This window comes from Sphingomonas psychrolutea (genome assembly GCF_014636175.1).
In the GTDB taxonomy this organism is placed as follows: domain Bacteria; phylum Pseudomonadota; class Alphaproteobacteria; order Sphingomonadales; family Sphingomonadaceae; genus Sphingomonas; species Sphingomonas psychrolutea.
The window spans coordinates 34,535-51,952 of record NZ_BMDW01000007.1; the positions used below are offsets into that span (position 1 = coordinate 34,535).

The window sequence follows — 17,418 nt, forward strand, 5'->3', positions numbered from 1 at the left end:
CCGGTCGGGAGCGGGTAGGGATCGGGGATGACCGATCTCACCCCCCCCATCGCCGAAACCCGCCCGCACAGCTTCACCGCACACGGGATTACGATCCACGATCCCTATGCGTGGCTGAAAGACCCGAACTATCCCGAGGTGGGTGACACCGACGTGCTCGCCTATCTCGCGGCGGAAAATGGCTATTTCGAAAGCGTGATGGCGCCGCTGAAAGGCCTGACTGACCGGCTCTATGCCGAGATGAAAGGACGCATCAAGGAAGACGATGCCTCGGTCCCGCAAAAGGATGGCGACTGGTTGTACTGGACCTCGTTCGAGACGGGGGGCGAGTATCGCAAATGGTGGCGAAGGCCTGTCGCTGGCGGAGCCGACGCACTGATCCTCGACGAGACCGCGCTGGCCGAGGGCAAGGAATACTTTCGGCTCGGCGCGTTTTCGGTGTCGAATGACGGGCGGCTGCTCGCTTATGCGATCGACGACAATGGCTCGGAACGCTTCGAGGTGCGCGTCAAGGATCTCGCCACGGGTGCGCATTTACCCGACGTCATCCCCGGAATGCTGTCGGAGATCGTCTGGACCGCCGACGACAAAGGCTTTCTCTACGGCCTCGCCAATGAGCAATGGCGCACCGATAACGCGCGGCTGCACTGGCTTGGTGCGCCGATCGCCGACGATGTGGAACTGTTCAAGGAGGCCGATGAAGGCTTTCGCGTCGGCGTTTCGGAGACGAGCGACCGCCAATGGATCGTGCTGGCAAGCGGCGATCATGTCACCAGCGAAATCTATCTGCTCCCCGCGAACGACCCGTTGGCGACGCCGCTGTGCGTTTCGCCGCGCCAGGTCGGGCGCGAATATGATGTCGACATGCATGGCGACACGCTGTTCATCCACACCAACGACACCGATCCCAATTTTCGGCTGTGCACGGCGGATATTTCGGCACCGGGCGACTGGGTCGAGAAGATCGGACCGTCGCGGCATTTCTACATGACCGGGATCGATTGCTTCAAAGACTTCTTTATCGTCGACGGCCGCGAGGATGGGTTGGATCAGATCGAGATCCACCGCTACGATTCAGCGATCGCGCCGCAGCGGATCGTTTTTCCCGAGGCGAGCTATGATGCGGGCCTCGGCAACAATCCCGAATATGACATGTCGGTGCTGCGGCTGGGTTATGAATCGATGGTCACGCCGGGGACCGAATATGATTATGACGTGGCGACCGGCGGGCTGACGACACTGAAAGTGCAGGAGATTCCGAGCGGGTATGACGCCGCGAAGTACCGCACCGAACGACTCAAGATCACCGCGCGCGATGGCACCGAGGTGCCGGTTTCGATCGTTTATCCGGCAGACTTCCCCAAGGACGGCAGCCGCCCGCTCTATCTCTATGCGTATGGCGCATATGGCTATGCGATCCCGCCGGGCTTCTCGACCGGGCGGTTGTCGCTGCTCGACCGGGGTTTCGCTTATGCCATCGCGCATATCCGCGGCGGCGACGATCTCGGGCAGCAATGGTATCTCGACGGCAAGCTCGAGAAGCGCGCCAACACCTTCAACGATTTCGTCGATGTGGCGAAGGGGTTGGTCGCCGATGGCTGGACCAGCGCGGGCAAGATCGCGATTGCCGGGCGATCGGCCGGGGGCGAATTGATGGGCGCGGTGGTCAATTCCGATCCTGAACTATGGGGCGCGGTGATTGCCGACGTACCGTTCGTCGACGTGCTCAACACGATGATGGATGCCGAACTCCCGCTGACGCCGGGCGAGTGGCCCGAATGGGGCAATCCGATCGAGGATAAGGCGGCGTTCGAGCTGATCCGAGGGTATTCGCCGTACGACAATGTTCGTGCGCAAGGCTATCCGCCGATGTTCATCTCGGGCGGTCTCAACGATCCGCGCGTGACCTATTGGGAACCGGCGAAATGGGCGGCGAAGCTCCGCGCGACCAAGACCGACGATAACGTGCTGCTGCTCAAGACCAATATGGGCGCGGGGCATGGCGGTAAGTCAGGGCGGTTCGAGAGCTTGCGCGAGGCGGCGGAGGAGCATGCCTTCGTGTTGTGGCAGCTTGGGGTCGAGGGGTGATTGCCCTCTCCCCTGCAGGGGAGAGGGCAGACGAGGCGAAGCCGAAGTCGGGAGAGGGGCAGTGACGCGGACGGTGAAGCAAGGCACGGCCCCTCTCCCCGACCCTCTCCCCGCGAGCGGGGAGAGGGAGAAGCGCTTCACCCACGCCTTCACCGCCATGCCCGCTGACATTGATGCGCTCGGGCATGTCAATAATGCGGTGTGGGTGCGCTGGATTCAGGAGCTTGCCGTCGCGCATTGGGCGGCGGTGGCGTCGGTGGAGCAGCAAGCGGCCTATGTCTGGGTCGTGACGCGGCACGAGATCGACTATCGCGGCAATGTCTCCGTAGGCGAGACGGTGACGGGCGAGACCTGGGTGCCCGCGCCGCCCAAGGGCGCGCGGTTCGACCGGCATGTGCGCTTTGCCGGCAGCGACGGGCTCGTGAAGGTGGAGGCAGTGACGACCTGGGCCTTGCTCGACCGCGCGACCGGGCGCTTGCTGCGCGTGCGGCCGGAGATCGCCGCGCCGTTTTTGTGTCCGCCGACGGAACAACCGCGCGTGCCGGGGGCTTGAACAGCAACCGTTTTCGAAAGGGTTGCTGCGATGCTCGAACATATTCCCGAATGGCTTGGCGCCAGTTTGCGCGGCGTGCGCGCGGGAGCGGAGCATCTGACGATCGTCAATCCTGCGCTCGGAGGCGGCTATGCCCCGATTGCGCTGAGCAGCTCGGCCTTTGGCGATTGGACGGAGATGCCGGTGCGCTTCACCGCCGATGGCGCGGGCGTGTCGCCGCCTTTGGTCTGGGATGCGGTGCCGGGCGCAACGCAAAGCCTCGCGCTGATTGTCGAGGATGCCGATTCGCCGACGCTCTCGCCCTTGGTGCACGCGATCGTCTGGGGGATGGGTCCAGACACGCGCGACCTCGCCGAGGGAGCGATCGTCGAGGGCGGCGCAACCGCTGAAATCGGGCGGAATTCTTACCTCGCGCAAGGCTGGCTCGCGCCCGATCCGCCGAGCGGGCATGGCGAGCATCGCTATGTGTTCCAGCTGTTCGCACTCGATGTCGTGGCGGAGGATCTGGGCGACGCGCCGGGGCGTGGCGCGGTGCTCAATGCGATTCAGGGGCATGTGATCGGCGCGGGGATGCTGACCGGGCTGTATGCGCGCGGCGAGGTGGTGGATGGGCCGCTGGCAATCGATGGGGCTGCTTTGGCGTAATTCCTCCCCGGAACGGGGAGGATTTGGAGAGATTTAGCCTGAGTTGCGCAGCGCGGTCGCGATCGCGTTGATCGAGAGGAGGATGCCCTCGCCGATGCGTTCATCCTCGTCGCCCGCACGGCGGCGCTTGATCAGTTCGATCTGGAGCAGGTTGAGCGGCTCGATATAGGGGAGGCGCAGCCGGATCGACGCATCGAGCGCTGGGTGCGCGGCGAGCAGGTGCGATTGGCCGGTGACCTCGAGCAGACCGTCATGCGCCTGGCTCCAGCCGCGTTCGATTTGCGGGAAGATCGCATCGGCGAGGCCGCGATCCTCGACCAACGCGGCATAGCGCGCGGCGATGCCCATGTCGGACTTGGCGATGACCTGTTCCATATTGGCAAGCGTCGCGGCGAAGAGCGGCCAGCCCTGCGCCATCTCCTTGAGCAAGCCTTTGTCTTCGAACCCGGCGAGCGCCTGCCCGACGCCGTACCAGCCGGGCAGCATCACGCGGGCCTGCGCCCAGCTGAACACCCAGGGAATTGCGCGCAAATCCTCGATCCGGTCGGATTTGGTGCGGCTGGCCGGACGGCTGCCGATCTTGAGGCCGGAAATTTCGGCGAGCGGCGTCATCTGGCGGAAGAAGGTGCGGAAGCCCCGATCGTTTCCTGCGGTGCCGTAGACGAGCGCGCGATACGCCTCGAACGCCGATGCCGATAGCGTGTCCATTGCCGCCGAGAAGCGCCGTGTGTCGGCGCTCGACAAGGCTTCGGGTTCAAGGCTGGCGAGCAAGGTGGCGGCGGTCATTGCTTCCAGATTGGTGATCGCAGTTTCGCGCGTTCCATATTTTCCGGCGATTACCTCGCCTTGTTCGGTGATGCGGATGCGGCCCTGCACGGTGCCGGCGGGCTGGGCGCGGATCGCGGCGAAAGCCGAGCCGCCGCCACGTCCGACGGCACCGCCGCGCCCGTGGAAGAGCTGCATCCCGACGCCTGCTCCCGCAAAAACGCCCTTGAGCGCGGTCGAGGCTTTCGACAGGCTCCAGGTCGAGGTGAGATAGCCGCCGTCCTTGTTGCTGTCGGAATAGCCGATCATCACTTCCTGAAGCCCGCGCGCGGCGGTGATGCCGCGCACTTCGGGCAACGCGAACCATTCGGCCATGATGCCGGGGGCGGCCTCAAGATCGCCGATCGTTTCGAACAGCGGCACCGCCATGATCGCGGCACTCGGGGTTTCGCCCGGGCGATACAAGCCGACTTCCTTGAGCAAGATGTTGAGTTCGAGCAGATCCGACACGCTTTGCGCCATCGAGACGATGTGCTGGACGATGCAGGCGGAGCCGTAGGTCGCGTGCGCTTGCGCTGCGGCGCGCAGGATTGCGAGTTCGGATTTCGTCTCGTCGGAATAATCGGCAAAGCCGCTGGCGAGCGGGCGGGCGTTGGAGAGTTCGTGGCGGAGCAAAGAGACGCGCTGCGATTCACCGAGCGCGAGATAATCGGCCTCGACCCCCGCCACCTTGAGCAATTCGGCGACGACGCGTTCATGGACCGCGCTGTTCTGGCGCAGATCGAGCGTGGCGAGGTGGAAGCCGAACGTTTCGACCGAGCGGATCAGGCGCCCGAGCGCGCCGCCGGAGGCGAGTGCCTCGCCACCGCCGCGCAAGCCCCGGGCGATCGTGACAAGATCGGCGCGGAACGCGTGCGGATCGGGATAGCGTTCGCCGCTCAGCAGGCCGGGACGCGGGGCGGGCTTGCCGGTGAGCGCGAGGTGCGTCGCGGCGAGCCGTGCGTAAATGCCCGACAGCGCGCGGCGATAGGGTTCGTCGCTGCGGCTCTCGGCGGTGTCGCCGCTCGCCTCGGCCAGCGCAGTGACGGCGTCGTCGGCGGGGACCAGGTTGGTCGAGATCGACAGTTCGGCCCCCAGCGCGTGGACCGCGTCGAGATAATGGCCGAGCACCGCTTCGCTGGCCTTGGCGAGCGCGGTCTTGAGCGAATCGGCGGTGACGAACGGATTGCCGTCACGGTCGCCGCCGATCCAGCTGCCGGGGCGCAGGAAGCTCGGCACGCGCGTCCCGAGCGCGCGGTCCCAGCGTTGATAGAGCGCGGGCAAAGCGGGCAGGAAGACGTCGCGCAAATAGCTCAGCGCGATCTCGACTTCGTCGGTGACGTAGAGCCGTTCGCGGCGCAGCACGCGGGTTTGCCACAAAAGCGCGATCTGGCGGAGAATCGCTTCCTCGACATTATCGCCATCGGGGGTTTCGGTCGCGCCCGTATCGCGCAAGCCCATCAGCGCGGCGATGCGGTTGCGATGGTCGATCATCGACTTGCGCCGCACCTCGGTCGGGTGCGCGGTGAGGACGGGGGCGATCAGCGCGTGATCGAGCAGCGCCATCACTTGCGCATGGTCGATCCCTTCGCCTGCCAGCCGATCGAGTGCCGCGGCCATATCCGCGCCGGGTTCGGCCGCGATGCCCTGCCGGTCCTCGGCAAGATTGGCGAGCATGGAGAACAGCATGAAGCCGCGCACGAAATCGAGCGTGTCATCGAGGCTGAGCGCGTCGAGCCCGAGATCGGTCGCGCCACCCCCCTCAGCTTTAGAACGGTGCCGATCGACCGAGGCCGCGCGGATCGATTCGGTGCGCGCATACAGCGCGTCCCCGCCATAGGCGCGGATCACGTCGCCGAGCAATTTGCCCAGAAAACGGATGTCGGGATTGTTTGCGATTCCGGGGAGCGTAGCCATTGGGTTATGCTGCGCTGCGGTAGCGCGGCGGTCAATCGCTATCGACTGTCCCAAACGTCATCCCCGCGAACGCGGGGACCCAGCTTTCTTCTCCTCGACTAAAGCCAGGTGTTGATCGTTTCCCACAGATCGCCCCATTCGGGATTGGTGCTTTCGATCAGCTCGATCTTCCAATTCCGGTTCCATTTTTTGATCCGCTTTTCGCGTACGATGGCATCCTCGATCCTGCCGTGCGGCTCCACGTAAACCAATCGTGTCAGCCCCTATTCCGCGACGAACTTTGATCCGATGCCCTGCCTGTGTTGCCATACCCGCATCGCGATATCGGCAGTGACGCCCGTGTAGATGGTTCCGCGATAGCGATTGGCCATCATGTAAACCCAGCCGCCTTGCATCAGAATAGCTGGGTCCCCGCTTTCGCGGGGATGACGGGGGTGGAGTTCGATCGACCGGACCAATACGCTCGCACGCCTACGCCTCCAGCTCGACATCCCAATAGAGCCAGTCGTGCCACGTATCGTGCAGGAAATTGGGTGGATAGCGGCGGCCATGTTCCTGCAAATGCCAACTCGTCGGGCGGATTGCGTCGATGTGGAGCGGCATGTTGGCTTGCTTCGGCGTGCGGCCACCCTTTTTGAGGTTGCACGGCGCACAGGCGGTGGCGACGTTTTCCCAGGTCGTGCGCCCGCCCTGCGCGCGCGGGACGATATGGTCGAACGTCAAGTCATGCCCCGATCCGCAATATTGGCAGGCGAATTTGTCGCGCAGGAACAGATTGAAGCGCGTGAAGGCGGGGAAGGCCGAGGGGCGGACATATTGCTTGAGCGCGATCACCGAGGGCAGCTTGACGCGCATCGTCGGGCTGCGCACTTCGCGTTCATATTCGGCGACGATGTCGACGCGGTCGAGGAACACTGCCTTGATCGCGGTTTGCCACGGCCACAGCGACAGCGGATAATAGCTGAGCGGCGTATAATCGGCATTGAGCACGAGCGCGGGACAGCCATCGGGATGGCGGATCAGATCGGGATGGTACATGCGAGCCCCCCTTTACACCCAAGTGGCGCTTTCCTGGCGGCTTCTTAACCCGTAGGATGACGCTGTGATGACAGCGCCACCCGTCGCCCGCGAGTTTCACACAAGCCACGACTCGCGGTCAAGGGCTGGATGATCGCGCCCGTCCTGCCCGTCACGCGCTTTGCGCCGAGCCCGACGGGTAAGCTGCACCTCGGCCATGCCTATTCGGCGATCCAGGCGCATGATCGCGCGCGGGCGGACGGCGGGCGGTTTCTGCTCCGGATCGAGGATATCGACGGCGCGCGTTCGCGGGCCGAGCATGTCGCGGCGATCGAAGCCGATTTGCGCTGGCTCGGGCTGGAATGGGACGGGCCGGTGCTGTTCCAGTCGACGCGGCTGGCGGTTTATGCGGCGGCGCTGGGACGGTTGCGGGGGATGGGGCTGCTGTATCCGTGTTTTTGTACGCGTGCGGAAATTGCGGCGAGTGTGAGTGCGCCGCATGGGGTGGAGGCGGTGTATCCGGGGACGTGTCGGGGGTTGGGGGAGGACGAGCGGGCGGCGCGGGTTGCGGCGGGCGTGGCTTATGCGTGGCGGCTGGATGTGGGGCGGGCGGTTTCTCAAGTGCGTTTCGCCCAAACCTTTCTTCGTCACCCCGGCCTCGTGCCGGGGTCCACGCCTCCTCACGCACCGCCGCTGGTGGTGCACGGTGGACCCCGGCACAAGGCCGGGGTGACGGATTTGGAAGAGCCGGAAGCGCTCCTGTGGCATGACGAGATCGCAGGCGATGTCGCCGCCGATCCGCTCTCGCATGGCGATGTCGTGCTCGCACGCAAAGACGCACCCGCCAGCTACCACCTCGCGGTGACGCTCGACGATGCGGCGCAGGGAATCAGCCATGTCGTGCGCGGGGTCGATCTGTTTGCGGCGACGCATGTTCACCGGTTGCTGCAGGCGTTGCTTGGACTGCCGACGCCGATCTACCGGCATCACCGGCTGCTCGCCGCTGCGGATGGACAGCGCCTCGCCAAGCGCAACGGTGCGCCGACGCTCGAAAGCGTGCGGTTGCTTGGGCAGGATGGTCTGGCGCTGGCCGATCAGTTGCGGCGCGGGGTGCTGCCCATTGGCTTTGGCCTCGCAAGTGCCTAGATAGGGCCTATGAGCACTTTCCTGACCATCCTCCTGATCGCGTCGATGATCGCGGTCGTCGTCGTGCTGGTGCGCGGCCTTATCGTTTTCCTGCTCGGCGCGAGCCAGGACGTCCGCGAAGGCACCACCAGCGGTGACGGTCTGCTCGCTTCGGCGACCAAATCGAACAAGCTGATGCAATATCGCGTGATGTTGCAGGCGGTGGCGATCTTCATCGTCGTTTTGCTGTTGTGGATGGCGGGCAAGAGCTGAGCGGCCAGATTGGGGGGCGCTGATCGATGGTCAAGCTCAACCGCATCTACACCCGCACCGGCGATGACGGCACGACCGGCCTTGTCGATGGATCGCGTGTCGCGAAGGATGCTGCGCGCATGGCGGCGATCGGCGATGTCGATGAAGCCAATAGCGCGATCGGCACGGCAGTGGTCGCCTTGCGCAGCGACGGCGCTGCGCTCGCGTGGCTCGGCGTGCTGCTGGAGCGGATCCAGAATGATTTGTTCGATCTCGGCGCCGATCTGGCCACGCCGGCCACGGATGACGAAGGCAAGGATTTTGCGCCGTCGGAGATGACGCTGCGCATCGTCGCCACGCAAGTCGACCGGCTTGAGGCCGAAATCGACCGGATGAACGGTGCGCTTTCCCCGCTGACCAGCTTCATTTTGCCCGGTGGGACTCCGGCGGCGGCGGCGCTGCATATCGCGCGCGCGACGGTGCGGCGCGCCGAGCGCGCGGGCGTGGCGGCGGCGCGGGCAGTGCCGCTCAACCCGCTGGCGCTCGCCTATCTCAATCGCTTGTCGGATTATTTGTTCGTGGCGGCACGCGCGGTGAACCAAAATGCCGGTGGCGACGTTCTGTGGCGACCGGGTGCCACGCGCTGAGCATGGCGCTGTAATCCGGGCACGCCGATGGTCGGCTGAAAACGGGGACGAAACGATGCGAACGCGGACTGCCCCCAAGGCTGACCCCTCGTCCTTGGCTGCACGCTTTCAGGCGGTGCGGGGGCTGTCGGTCGCGTTGGTCGCGCCGCTGTCGGATGCCGATGCGAGCGTGCAATCGATGGACGATGCCTCGCCCGCGAAATGGCATCTCGCGCATACGACGTGGTTTCTCGAAACCTTCGTGCTGCGCGATTTCGTCAGCGACTATGCGCTGTATGACGATCGCTTCCCGTTCCTGTTCAACAGCTATTACGAAGCCGAAGGCCAGCGCCACGCCCGCGGGCGGCGCGGGATGGTGACGCGGCCTGCGCTGGGCGAAGTGATCGCGTACCGCGCGCATGTCGATGCGGCGGTGCTCGCCGCTTTGCCCGATCTGGCGGACGCCGCGCGCGATCTGGTGATGCTCGGCTGTCATCACGAGGAGCAGCATCAGGAATTGCTGATCACCGACGTGCTGCATTTGATGGCGCAGAACCCGATCGAACCGGCGGTTTGGCCAGCGGCGCGCAAGGTGCCGGTGGCAATGCCGGGGCCGCTCGGCTGGATCGAAGGCGTGGCGGGTGTGATCGAGATCGGACACGGCGGCGACGATTTCGCGTTCGATTGCGAAGGTCCGCGCCATGCCGCGTTGCTCAGCCCGCACGCATTGGCGACTCGCACCGTCACCAATGGCGAATGGGCCGATTTCATCGCCGATGGCGGCTATGCCGATGCGCGGCACTGGCTGTCGGACGGTTGGGCGTGGGTGCGCGGCCAGGCAATTTTCGCGCCGCTCTATTGGGAGCGCAGCGACAGTGGCTGGACGCGTTTCGGGCTCGACGGACGCCGCGCGATCGATCCCGCGGCACCGGTGACGCATGTCAGCTTCTACGAAGCCGATGCCTATGCCAGTTGGGCGGGCGCGCGCTTGCCGAGCGAGGCGGAATGGGAAGCCATGGCGTCGGCGCAAGATCCCGAAAGCGGCAATCAACTTGATGCGGCAGGACCGGTCGAGCCGCGCCCCGCCACCGCCGGGGGCGGCTGGTTCGGCGATGTCTGGGAATGGACCGGCAGCGCGTTCCGCCCCTATCCGGGGTTTCGCGCGGTTGAAGGGGCGGTCGGTGAATATAATGGCAAGTTCATGAGCGGACAGTGTGTGTTGCGGGGCGGATCATGCGCTACGCCGCGCGGGCATGTGCGCGCAAGCTATCGCAATTTCTTCTATCCGCACCAGCGCTGGCAATTCACCGGCGTGCGCCTCGCCAAGGATTTATAACGTGTTGAAGCAGGAAATCGAGGACGGCCAGGCGTCGCTGGCCGACCCGTCGTTTCGCCACGACGTGCTGCGCGGGTTCGAGATGCGCCCGCGCGCGATCCCGGCGCGCTGGTTTTATGACCGGCGCGGGTCGGAATTGTTCGAGGCAATCACCGATTTGCCCGAATATTATCCGACGCGGACCGAAACCGCGATTCTGCAGGCGTGTTGCGGCGAGATCGCCGCGATTGCCGGCGCGGGGCGCGCGGTGGTGGAGTTTGGGTCGGGTTCGTCGACCAAGACGCCGATCCTGCTGCAGGCGGTCGATCCGGCGGCGTATGTGCCGATCGATATTTCGGGTGATTTCCTGCGCGAATCCTCAAGCCTGCTGGCGGCGGCGTTTCCGGGGCTGACGGTGCTGCCGCTTGAGGCCGATTTCATGAAGCCGATCGCGTTGCCGCTGCAGATTGCCGCCACGCCGAAACTCGGTTTCTTTCCCGGGTCGACGATCGGCAATATGGTGCCGCATTCCTCGGTCGATTTGCTGCGCGCGATGAAGGCGTCGCTGGGTGAGGGCGCGATGCTGGTGATCGGGATGGACCGGATCAAGGATCCGGCGGTGCTCGAGGCGGCGTATGACGATGCGCAAGGGGTGACCGCGGCGTTCAACCTCAATTTGCTCGAGCGGATCAACCGCGAACTCGACGGCACGATTCCGATCGCGACGTTTCGTCACCGCGCAATCTGGAACGATGATCGTTCGCGGATCGAAATGCACCTCGAGGCGCTGGCCGATGTCGCCTTCGGAATCGAGGGGCGGCCCTTCGCAATGGCGGCGGGCGAGACGATCCATACCGAGAATAGCCATAAATACGGGCCGCGCGACGCGCGCATGCTGCTGCGCGCGGGCGGGTGGACGCCGGTCGCGGAGTGGACCGACCCCGCGGGGTTGTTCGCGGTGATCCTGGCGGAGGCGCAACCGGCGCGAACCGCGCCGTAGCGTCAGCGCAAATACGTGAACAGCGACAATTGCCCCAGCTTGGTGAAGCTGGCTTGCGTCGCTTGCAGCACCGTCATGGTTTTCTGCAATTCGGTGATCGCGGTCGAGACATCGGTATCTTCCAACGCGACGCGATCGGTTTCGCGCGCAGCGGCGGCATCGGTTGCTTGCGACGCGACGATGTCGAGCCGCGCGGCGCGCGCACCGACCGAGCCCTGGACGTTGCTGACCTGATTCAGCGCGCCCTTCAGGCCGTCGGCGGCGCTACCGGTAGCAGCCGAGACGTCGCCGCCGGCGTTGAGCGCGGAGATCAGGCTGGAGAGCACCGAGAATACATCGGTCGTGCCACCGCCGCTGGCCGGGATGTTGCCGAACACGCGCTGCGCGCTGTCGGTTGCGTGAATGTCAGTGCCATCGGCAACCGGGATTGGCGAGATTTCGCCGGTACCGCCGAAGCTCACCGTGCCGTCCGCGGCTTGTACGACCGCCGCGCCGCCGCTCGCCGCGCCAAACAGCGGCTGGCCGCGCGCGTCGGTGGTGCCTGCCAGCCCCACGAGATCGTCGCGGATGCTTTGCAGCTCGATCGCGATCGTCTTGCGGTTGGCATCGTTCAACGTGCCGTTGGCGGCTTGCGTCGTCAGTTCGGCGGCGCGCTGAAGCTGATTGCCGACCGCGGTCAGCGTCGTGTCGGATTGCTGGAGCAGCGACTGGGCGAGGCTGACATTGCTGGCATAAGCGGTGCTGTCGGCATTGGTCTGTTTGATCGCGGTCAGGCGGTTATACGCCACCACGTCCTGCGACGGTGCCGTGAATTTCTTGCCCGTCGCGATTTGCGTGTTGAGCGTGTCGGCTTGCGTCGCCAACTTGCCGAGCTGGGTCGCGTTCGTGTCGTAAAATTGGTTGGTGCCGATTTGCATAAGCTACCCTAGCGGATGTCGAGGATCGACTGGAGCGTGTCGCGCGCGACCTGAATCACGCGGCTCGCCGCCGAATAGGCTTGCTGAAAGCGCAGCAGATCGACCGCTTCGCTGTCGAGATTGACCCCCGATACGGCGTCGCGCGCCGCGACGGCATTGTCGCGGATCGCGCTTTGCGCATCGGCGATTTGCTTGCGCCCGTTGAGCGTAGCGGCATTGCCCGAGATGAGTGCGGTGGTCTTCGCCTCGAATGCGCCGCTGGTGCGCAGCGTATCGAGGTTTTTCAAATTGCTGTTGTCGCGCGGCCCCCCGCCGACCGCCGCCGCCGCAATACCGCGCGGATCGGTGAGGGTGAGCGTAAGGTCGGTCGGGCTCGTGCCGGTCGTGAACAAGGTCGCACCGGGATTGCCGTCGAGATCGCGCCCACCCGCTTGCACCGCGTTGACGCCGTTGGTGAAGGCGGTGGCGATCGTCTCCAGCGTTACGCGCGCGTCGGCGATGCGCGCCGCGCCATCGATGACGCCGGCGAGCGCGCCGCCCCCCGGCGTGACCGTCGCGACGCCAGCCGGCGTTTGCAAGGCGAACGCCACCGTTCCATCGCTGCCGCGCGTGAAGGTGACCTCGCCCGAGGTGTTGCCGGTCACGAAATCCGGGCCGCCGGCATTGCCGAGCTTGACCGTCGCGCGCCCGATGCCGTCGGTACTGACCGACACGTCGCTGATCGCGCTGATCTGATCGAGGATTGCGTCGCGTTGATCGGCGAGCTGTGCTGCGCCGTTCGATCCGGGTTGCGCGCGGCCAAGCCCGTCATTGACCTTGGCGAGCGCCGCGCCGAGGCTGTTGAGCGTGGTCACGGCGCTCCCGGCGGTCGCATCGAGGTTGGCGTCGAGCCCGTCGAGCGCCTTGCCGGTCGCGGTGAAGCTGCCCGCGACCGCGCTCGCTTGCTCGAGCAAGGCAGTGCGCGGGACGGTTGCGCTGGGGTCGGCGGCGACGCTTTTGGCGGCATTGAAGAAACCGGTCAGCCGGTCGCCCAATTGGTTGCCGGTCAACGCGGTTTCGATCCGGTCGAGCCAGGCAATGCCGGTTTCGCTGCGCGCAAGATCGGCGCTCGACGTGCGCACGTCGGCCGCGCGCAGGGCGTCGGCCGAGCGTGTGACCCCTGCGACCGTTACGCCTTGACCGGTCTGGACCCTGCCGCCTGCAGTGACGCCGACCGGCGCCGCGACCTCGCGCAGATCGGCGGTGCGCTTGGCGTAGCCCGGGGTTGCCGCATTGGCGATGTTTTCGGACACGGTGGTGAGCGCGCTTTGATACGCACGCACCCCGCTGGCGCCGATGCCGAGCAGATCGCTCATGGCGTCTTGCCGTCAGCAGCGGGCGGCGCGGCCTGCAGGCCGGTTTGCGAGCGCGCGAGGAATTCGGTCATCGCCTTGCCGATGCCGAGCGGGGCGTGATTCGCCATGCCGGTGGCAAATTGCGTGTCCTGCATTTCCTTGAAGGTATCGAGGCCCTTCGAGCCGAACAGATCGTCCTCGGCGAGATGCGTCGAGCGCATGGCTTTTACCATCATGCCGGTGAACACCGCCTCGAACTTCTTGCCCGCCGCTTCCAGATTGGCGCGGTTTTGCAAGCGGCTCGTGTCGACGTTGACACCCTGTAGCGGGCCTTGGGGACCCTGGACGGGCGGAAGGGCGGGGACCTCGCTCACAGGATGATCAACTCGGCTTTGAGCGCGCCCGCCTCTTTCAAGGCTTCGAGGATCGCGACCAGATCAGCCGGTGACGCACCGATCGCGTTGATCGCCTTGACCACATCGGACAAACGCGGGCCAGGCTCGATCAGGAAGATCGGATGTTTTTCCTCATCGACGCCGACCGCGGATTTCTGCTCCTTGGTGGTTTCGCCCTTGCTGAAGGGCGCTGGCTGACTGACGCGTTCGGATTCGTCGATGCGGACGGTCAATTTGCCATGCGTGATCGCGGCGGTGCCGACGCGGACGCTCGAATTGATTACGACGGTGCCGGTGCGCGCGTTGACGATCACCCGTGCCGAGGGTTCTGCGGAAACGATGTCGAGATTCTCGATCTCGCTCATCAAGGTCGCGCGGACATCGCCGCCGACGGGCGCGCGGATCGAGACCGAAATCGCATCGGTCGCTTGCGCGGTGCCGGCGCCGAGCCGCGAATTGATCGCCGCGGCGACATTCTGCGCGGTGGTGAAATCGGCGCGCGCGAGATTGTAGGTCAGGCCCGGCGTATTTTCGAACCCGGTTTGCACCGCGCGTTCGACCGTCGCACCGTCGGGGATGCGCCCGGCCGAGGGGATGTTGACGACGATCTGCGACCCGTCCTTGCCCTCGGCACCAAGGCCACCGACCGCGAGATTGCCTTGCGCCATCGCGTAAATCTGTCCGTCGGCACCGAGCAAGGGCGTGAGGATCAGCGCGCCGCCGCGCAGCGACTTGGCCTTGCCCATCGACGCAACGGTGATGTCGAGCTTCTGCCCGGGCTTGGCGAAGGGCGGCAAATCGGCGGTGATGATCACGACCGCCGCGTTTTTCAGGCCGGGATTGACGTTGGCGGGCAATTGCAAGCCGAAGCGCGAGGCGACCGCCTTCATCGACTGAATGGTATATTCGAGATTGTCGTCACCCGTGCCGGGCAGACCGACGACAATGCCATAGCCCGTCAGCTGGTTGCTGCGGATGCCCTGAAAGCCGCCGAGATCCTTGATCCGGTCGGCCGAGGCGGGGGCAGCGAGTGACAGCATGCCCAAGACCAACGCGGCGATGGTCACCCTCACCCTTCCCACTGCCTTCGGCAGCGGGCCCCCTCCCTCTCCCGATGGGAGAGGGAGGGAGGCGCGAAGCGCCGGAAGGGTGAGGGTGAGGAGCTGAAAAGTGCGCATCAGAACGGACTCACCACGGAGAAGAAGCGGCCGAGCCAGCCCTGGCGGCTGGCGCGGGCGACGTCGCCCTTGCCGGTATAAGCGATCTGCGCATCGGCGACGCGCGTCGACAGGACGCGGTTGTCGGCGTCGATATCGGCGACACGGATCAGCCCCTTGATCTGGACAAATTCGTCGCCGCGGTTGAGCGTAACGCGCTTCTGCCCCTGGATCAGCATCGTGCCGTTGGGCAGGACCTGGCTGACCGTCACACTGACTTCGCCCGACAGCGTGTTCGACTGGTCGGAGGCGCCCTGGCCGGTGAAATTGCGTTTGCTGCTGAGGCTCGCATCGGTCCCCTGGAACAGCGCAAGGCTGCCCGTGGTCGGCGGCGTGATGCTGAGGCCACCGCCCGAATCAAGCTTCGAGCTGGCGGATTTGGACGCGGCGGTGCGTTCGACCAGCACGATCGTCAGCGGATCGCCGACGCGGCGCGCGCGGGTGCCCTCGTACAGCGCAGCATAGCCATCGGCGACCTGGAAGATCGATCCGGTCGACACGGGCGGCGGCGGCGGCGGTGGCGGGGGCAGGGCTGCCGAGAAATCGACCGGCGGCTTCTTCTTGCCGAAAATGCTCGCCTCCGCAGCCCCCGGTGCAAGCGCGACGGTGACGAGGCACGCCGCGCAGGCGGCAGCGAGAAGGGCGGACGACTTCATGCCCCTAGCTACCGAAATGTTGGTTAACATATTGTAGCATTTCGTTGGTCGCCGAGATCATCTTCGAATTGACCTCATAGGCGCGCTGCGTCTCGATCATGTCGACGAGCTCCTCAACGACATTGACGTTCGATCCTTCGAGCTGGCCCTGGCGGATGTTGCCGCGGCCATCCTGTCCGGCGATGCCGAGATTGGCGGCACCGCTGGCGGAGGTTTCGACGAGGTAATTGTCGCCCTTGCCAAGCAAGCCCGCGGAGTTGGGAAAGCTCGCGACCTGGATCTGGCCGAGCGTGGTCGATGCGGCTTGCCCTGGGATCGTGGCCGAGACGGTGCCGTCCGTGCCGATAGTGATCGCGGTCGCGCCCTCGGGCACGGTGATGCCGGGCTGGACCTGATAGCCTTCGGAGGTGATCAGCAAACCCTCGGGCGAGCGCGAGAAATTGCCCGCACGCGTGTAGCCGAGCGTGCCGCCGGGCATTTGCACCTGGAAATAGCCATCGCCGTCGAGCGCGAGATCGAGGCTGTTATTGGTCTGCTGGAACGAGCCTTGCGTATCGATCCGCGCGGTGCCCTGAATCTTGACTCCGGTGCCGAGGTTGAGGCCGGTGGCATATTTCGATTCCGCGGTGCTCGGCGCGCCGGGCGCGGTCACGGTCTGATACGCCAGCGTTTCGAACGCAGCGCGATCCTTTTTGTACGCAGTGGTGTTCACGTTGGCGAGGTTGTTCGAAATGACGCGCATGCGCATGTCCTGGGCATCGAGCCCGGTCCGCGCGATATGCATGGCTGCACTACCCATGATCTATTCCTCTCAAGCCGGCAGGCGCATCAACGATGCGCTGCTTTCATCCAATTCCTTGGCCGATTTCATCAAATTGGCCTGAACCTCATAGGCGCGCTGATTTTCGATCATATCGACCAGCGCTTGCGTCATGTTGACGTTCGACCCCTCGAGCGTTCCGCTCTCGATCCTGGTATCGAGGTCAGCCGGCAAGACGCCGCCGCCCTTCACATGCAGCAGATTGTCGGTGCCCTTGACCGTCTGCGTCCCCTTGGGGCTGGCAAGTTTGAGCGTGTCGATGATTTGCGGACTGCGCGGGTCGCCGCCGACCGGCACGATCGAAATCGTGCCGTCATTCGAGATCGTGATGCTTTGCACCGGCGGCAAGGTGATCGGCCCGCCCGCCCCGATCACGGGGAAGCCGTCGCCGGTTTGCAGCACGCCCGACGGCGCGATCTGCAGATCGCCGCGGCGGGTATAGGCCTCGCTCCCGTCGGTCGCCTGTACCGCGAGCCAGCTGTCACCGGGGATCGCGATATCGAGCGCGCGCCCGGTTTGTTGCAGCGCGCCGGGCTTGCGGTCGGCATCGGCGACTTCGGCCGAGGCGGAGGTGCGCGTGTCGAAACCGGCGCTTTGCAGCGACAGCCGTTCGAACACGACGCGGTCGGCGCGGAACCCGATGGTCGACACGTTCGCCATATTGTTGGCGATCGCCGCCTGCGACGCGAGATGCGCCTTGAGCCCCGAGGCCGCGGTGTAGACCAATTTGTCCATGT

Annotated in this window: 19 protein-coding genes; 8 read left to right on the plus strand and 11 right to left on the minus strand. The window is 65.2% G+C overall.

Features of this window, described 5'->3' with window-relative positions; genetic code table 11:
• Positions 1-27: 27 nt before the first annotated feature.
• The 3 genes from IEV62_RS07235 to IEV62_RS07245 all read left to right on the plus strand — a co-directional run bounded on the left by IEV62_RS07235 (position 28) and on the right by IEV62_RS07245 (position 3,286).
• Positions 28-2,088, plus strand: a complete 2,061-nt coding sequence (locus tag IEV62_RS07235; protein ID WP_188446206.1) for a S9 family peptidase — start codon at positions 28-30, stop codon at positions 2,086-2,088.
• A gap of 73 nt (positions 2,089-2,161) precedes the next feature.
• Positions 2,162-2,641, plus strand: a complete 480-nt coding sequence (locus IEV62_RS07240) for an acyl-CoA thioesterase (protein ID WP_373868579.1) — start codon at positions 2,162-2,164, stop codon at positions 2,639-2,641.
• Between the two features lie 30 nt (positions 2,642-2,671).
• Positions 2,672-3,286 (plus strand): YbhB/YbcL family Raf kinase inhibitor-like protein, encoded by a 615-nt coding sequence (locus IEV62_RS07245; protein ID WP_188446207.1) that lies wholly within the window; start codon positions 2,672-2,674, stop codon positions 3,284-3,286.
• Between the two features lie 33 nt (positions 3,287-3,319).
• Here the strand turns inward: IEV62_RS07245 and ppc are convergent, their stop codons facing one another.
• From ppc to IEV62_RS07260, 4 genes are all read right to left on the minus strand, one after another.
• Positions 3,320-6,007 carry a phosphoenolpyruvate carboxylase gene (gene ppc / locus IEV62_RS07250; protein WP_188446208.1) on the minus strand — a complete coding sequence of 896 codons (2,688 nt, stop codon included), beginning with the start codon at positions 6,005-6,007 and terminating at the stop codon, positions 3,320-3,322.
• 98 nt (positions 6,008-6,105) lie between these two features.
• Positions 6,106-6,258, minus strand: coding sequence for a GIY-YIG nuclease family protein (locus tag IEV62_RS18415; RefSeq protein ID WP_373868573.1), 153 nt, complete (start codon positions 6,256-6,258; stop codon positions 6,106-6,108).
• Between the two features lie 12 nt (positions 6,259-6,270).
• Positions 6,271-6,558, minus strand: coding sequence for a GIY-YIG nuclease family protein (locus IEV62_RS18420; protein WP_373868574.1), 288 nt, complete (start codon positions 6,556-6,558; stop codon positions 6,271-6,273).
• The gene (locus IEV62_RS07260; protein ID WP_188446209.1) at positions 6,479-7,045 is read right to left on the minus strand and encodes an HNH endonuclease; all 567 of its coding nucleotides are present in this window, start codon (positions 7,043-7,045) and stop codon (positions 6,479-6,481) included. Before IEV62_RS07260 ends, IEV62_RS18420 begins: the two co-directional genes overlap by 80 nt.
• Positions 7,046-7,174: 129 nt before the next feature.
• On the opposite strand from IEV62_RS07260, the gene IEV62_RS07265 reads away from it, so the two are divergent.
• From IEV62_RS07265 to egtD, 5 genes are read left to right on the plus strand one after another with little or no spacing between them, the layout of a single operon-like run.
• Positions 7,175-8,170, plus strand: a complete 996-nt coding sequence (locus tag IEV62_RS07265; RefSeq protein ID WP_188446210.1) for a glutamyl-Q tRNA(Asp) synthetase — start codon at positions 7,175-7,177, stop codon at positions 8,168-8,170.
• 9 nt (positions 8,171-8,179) lie between these two features.
• Positions 8,180-8,422, plus strand: a complete 243-nt coding sequence (locus IEV62_RS07270) for a twin transmembrane helix small protein (protein ID WP_188446211.1) — start codon at positions 8,180-8,182, stop codon at positions 8,420-8,422.
• Positions 8,423-8,448: 26 nt separating this feature from the next.
• On the plus strand, positions 8,449-9,048 hold the full coding sequence (locus IEV62_RS07275) for a cob(I)yrinic acid a,c-diamide adenosyltransferase (RefSeq protein ID WP_188446212.1): 600 nt from the start codon (positions 8,449-8,451) through the stop codon (positions 9,046-9,048).
• Positions 9,049-9,103: 55 nt separating this feature from the next.
• A complete protein-coding gene (egtB, locus tag IEV62_RS07280) occupies positions 9,104-10,363 on the plus strand; it encodes an ergothioneine biosynthesis protein EgtB (RefSeq protein WP_188446213.1) in 1,260 nt (419 codons plus the stop codon).
• 1 nt (position 10,364) lies between these two features.
• Positions 10,365-11,342, plus strand: coding sequence for an L-histidine N(alpha)-methyltransferase (egtD, locus tag IEV62_RS07285; protein WP_188446214.1), 978 nt, complete (start codon positions 10,365-10,367; stop codon positions 11,340-11,342).
• Positions 11,343-11,344: 2 nt separating this feature from the next.
• On the opposite strand, the gene IEV62_RS07290 is transcribed toward egtD, so the two are convergent.
• The 7 genes from IEV62_RS07290 to flgF form a co-directional block, all read right to left on the minus strand.
• Positions 11,345-12,259 carry a flagellin N-terminal helical domain-containing protein gene (locus IEV62_RS07290; protein WP_188446215.1) on the minus strand — a complete coding sequence of 305 codons (915 nt, stop codon included), beginning with the start codon at positions 12,257-12,259 and terminating at the stop codon, positions 11,345-11,347.
• An 8-nt stretch (positions 12,260-12,267) separates the two neighbouring features.
• On the minus strand, positions 12,268-13,614 hold the full coding sequence (gene flgK, locus IEV62_RS07295) for a flagellar hook-associated protein FlgK (RefSeq protein ID WP_188446216.1): 1,347 nt from the start codon (positions 13,612-13,614) through the stop codon (positions 12,268-12,270).
• Positions 13,611-13,967: a rod-binding protein gene (locus tag IEV62_RS07300; RefSeq protein ID WP_188446217.1), complete on the minus strand. Its 357-nt coding sequence runs from the start codon at positions 13,965-13,967 to the stop codon at positions 13,611-13,613. The genes flgK and IEV62_RS07300 overlap by 4 nt, the downstream gene beginning before the upstream one ends.
• Positions 13,964-15,028: a flagellar basal body P-ring protein FlgI gene (locus IEV62_RS07305; RefSeq protein WP_229732928.1), complete on the minus strand. Its 1,065-nt coding sequence runs from the start codon at positions 15,026-15,028 to the stop codon at positions 13,964-13,966. Before IEV62_RS07305 ends, IEV62_RS07300 begins: the two co-directional genes overlap by 4 nt.
• A gap of 137 nt (positions 15,029-15,165) precedes the next feature.
• Entirely contained in the window at positions 15,166-15,861 is a 696-nt protein-coding gene (locus IEV62_RS07310; protein ID WP_188446218.1) for a flagellar basal body L-ring protein FlgH, read from the minus strand.
• A 4-nt stretch (positions 15,862-15,865) separates the two neighbouring features.
• A complete protein-coding gene (gene flgG, locus IEV62_RS07315; RefSeq protein WP_188446219.1) occupies positions 15,866-16,660 on the minus strand; it encodes a flagellar basal-body rod protein FlgG in 795 nt (264 codons plus the stop codon).
• A 12-nt stretch (positions 16,661-16,672) separates the two neighbouring features.
• Positions 16,673-17,416, minus strand: a complete 744-nt coding sequence (gene flgF / locus IEV62_RS07320; protein ID WP_188446220.1) for a flagellar basal-body rod protein FlgF — start codon at positions 17,414-17,416, stop codon at positions 16,673-16,675.
• Positions 17,417-17,418 lie beyond the last annotated feature (2 nt).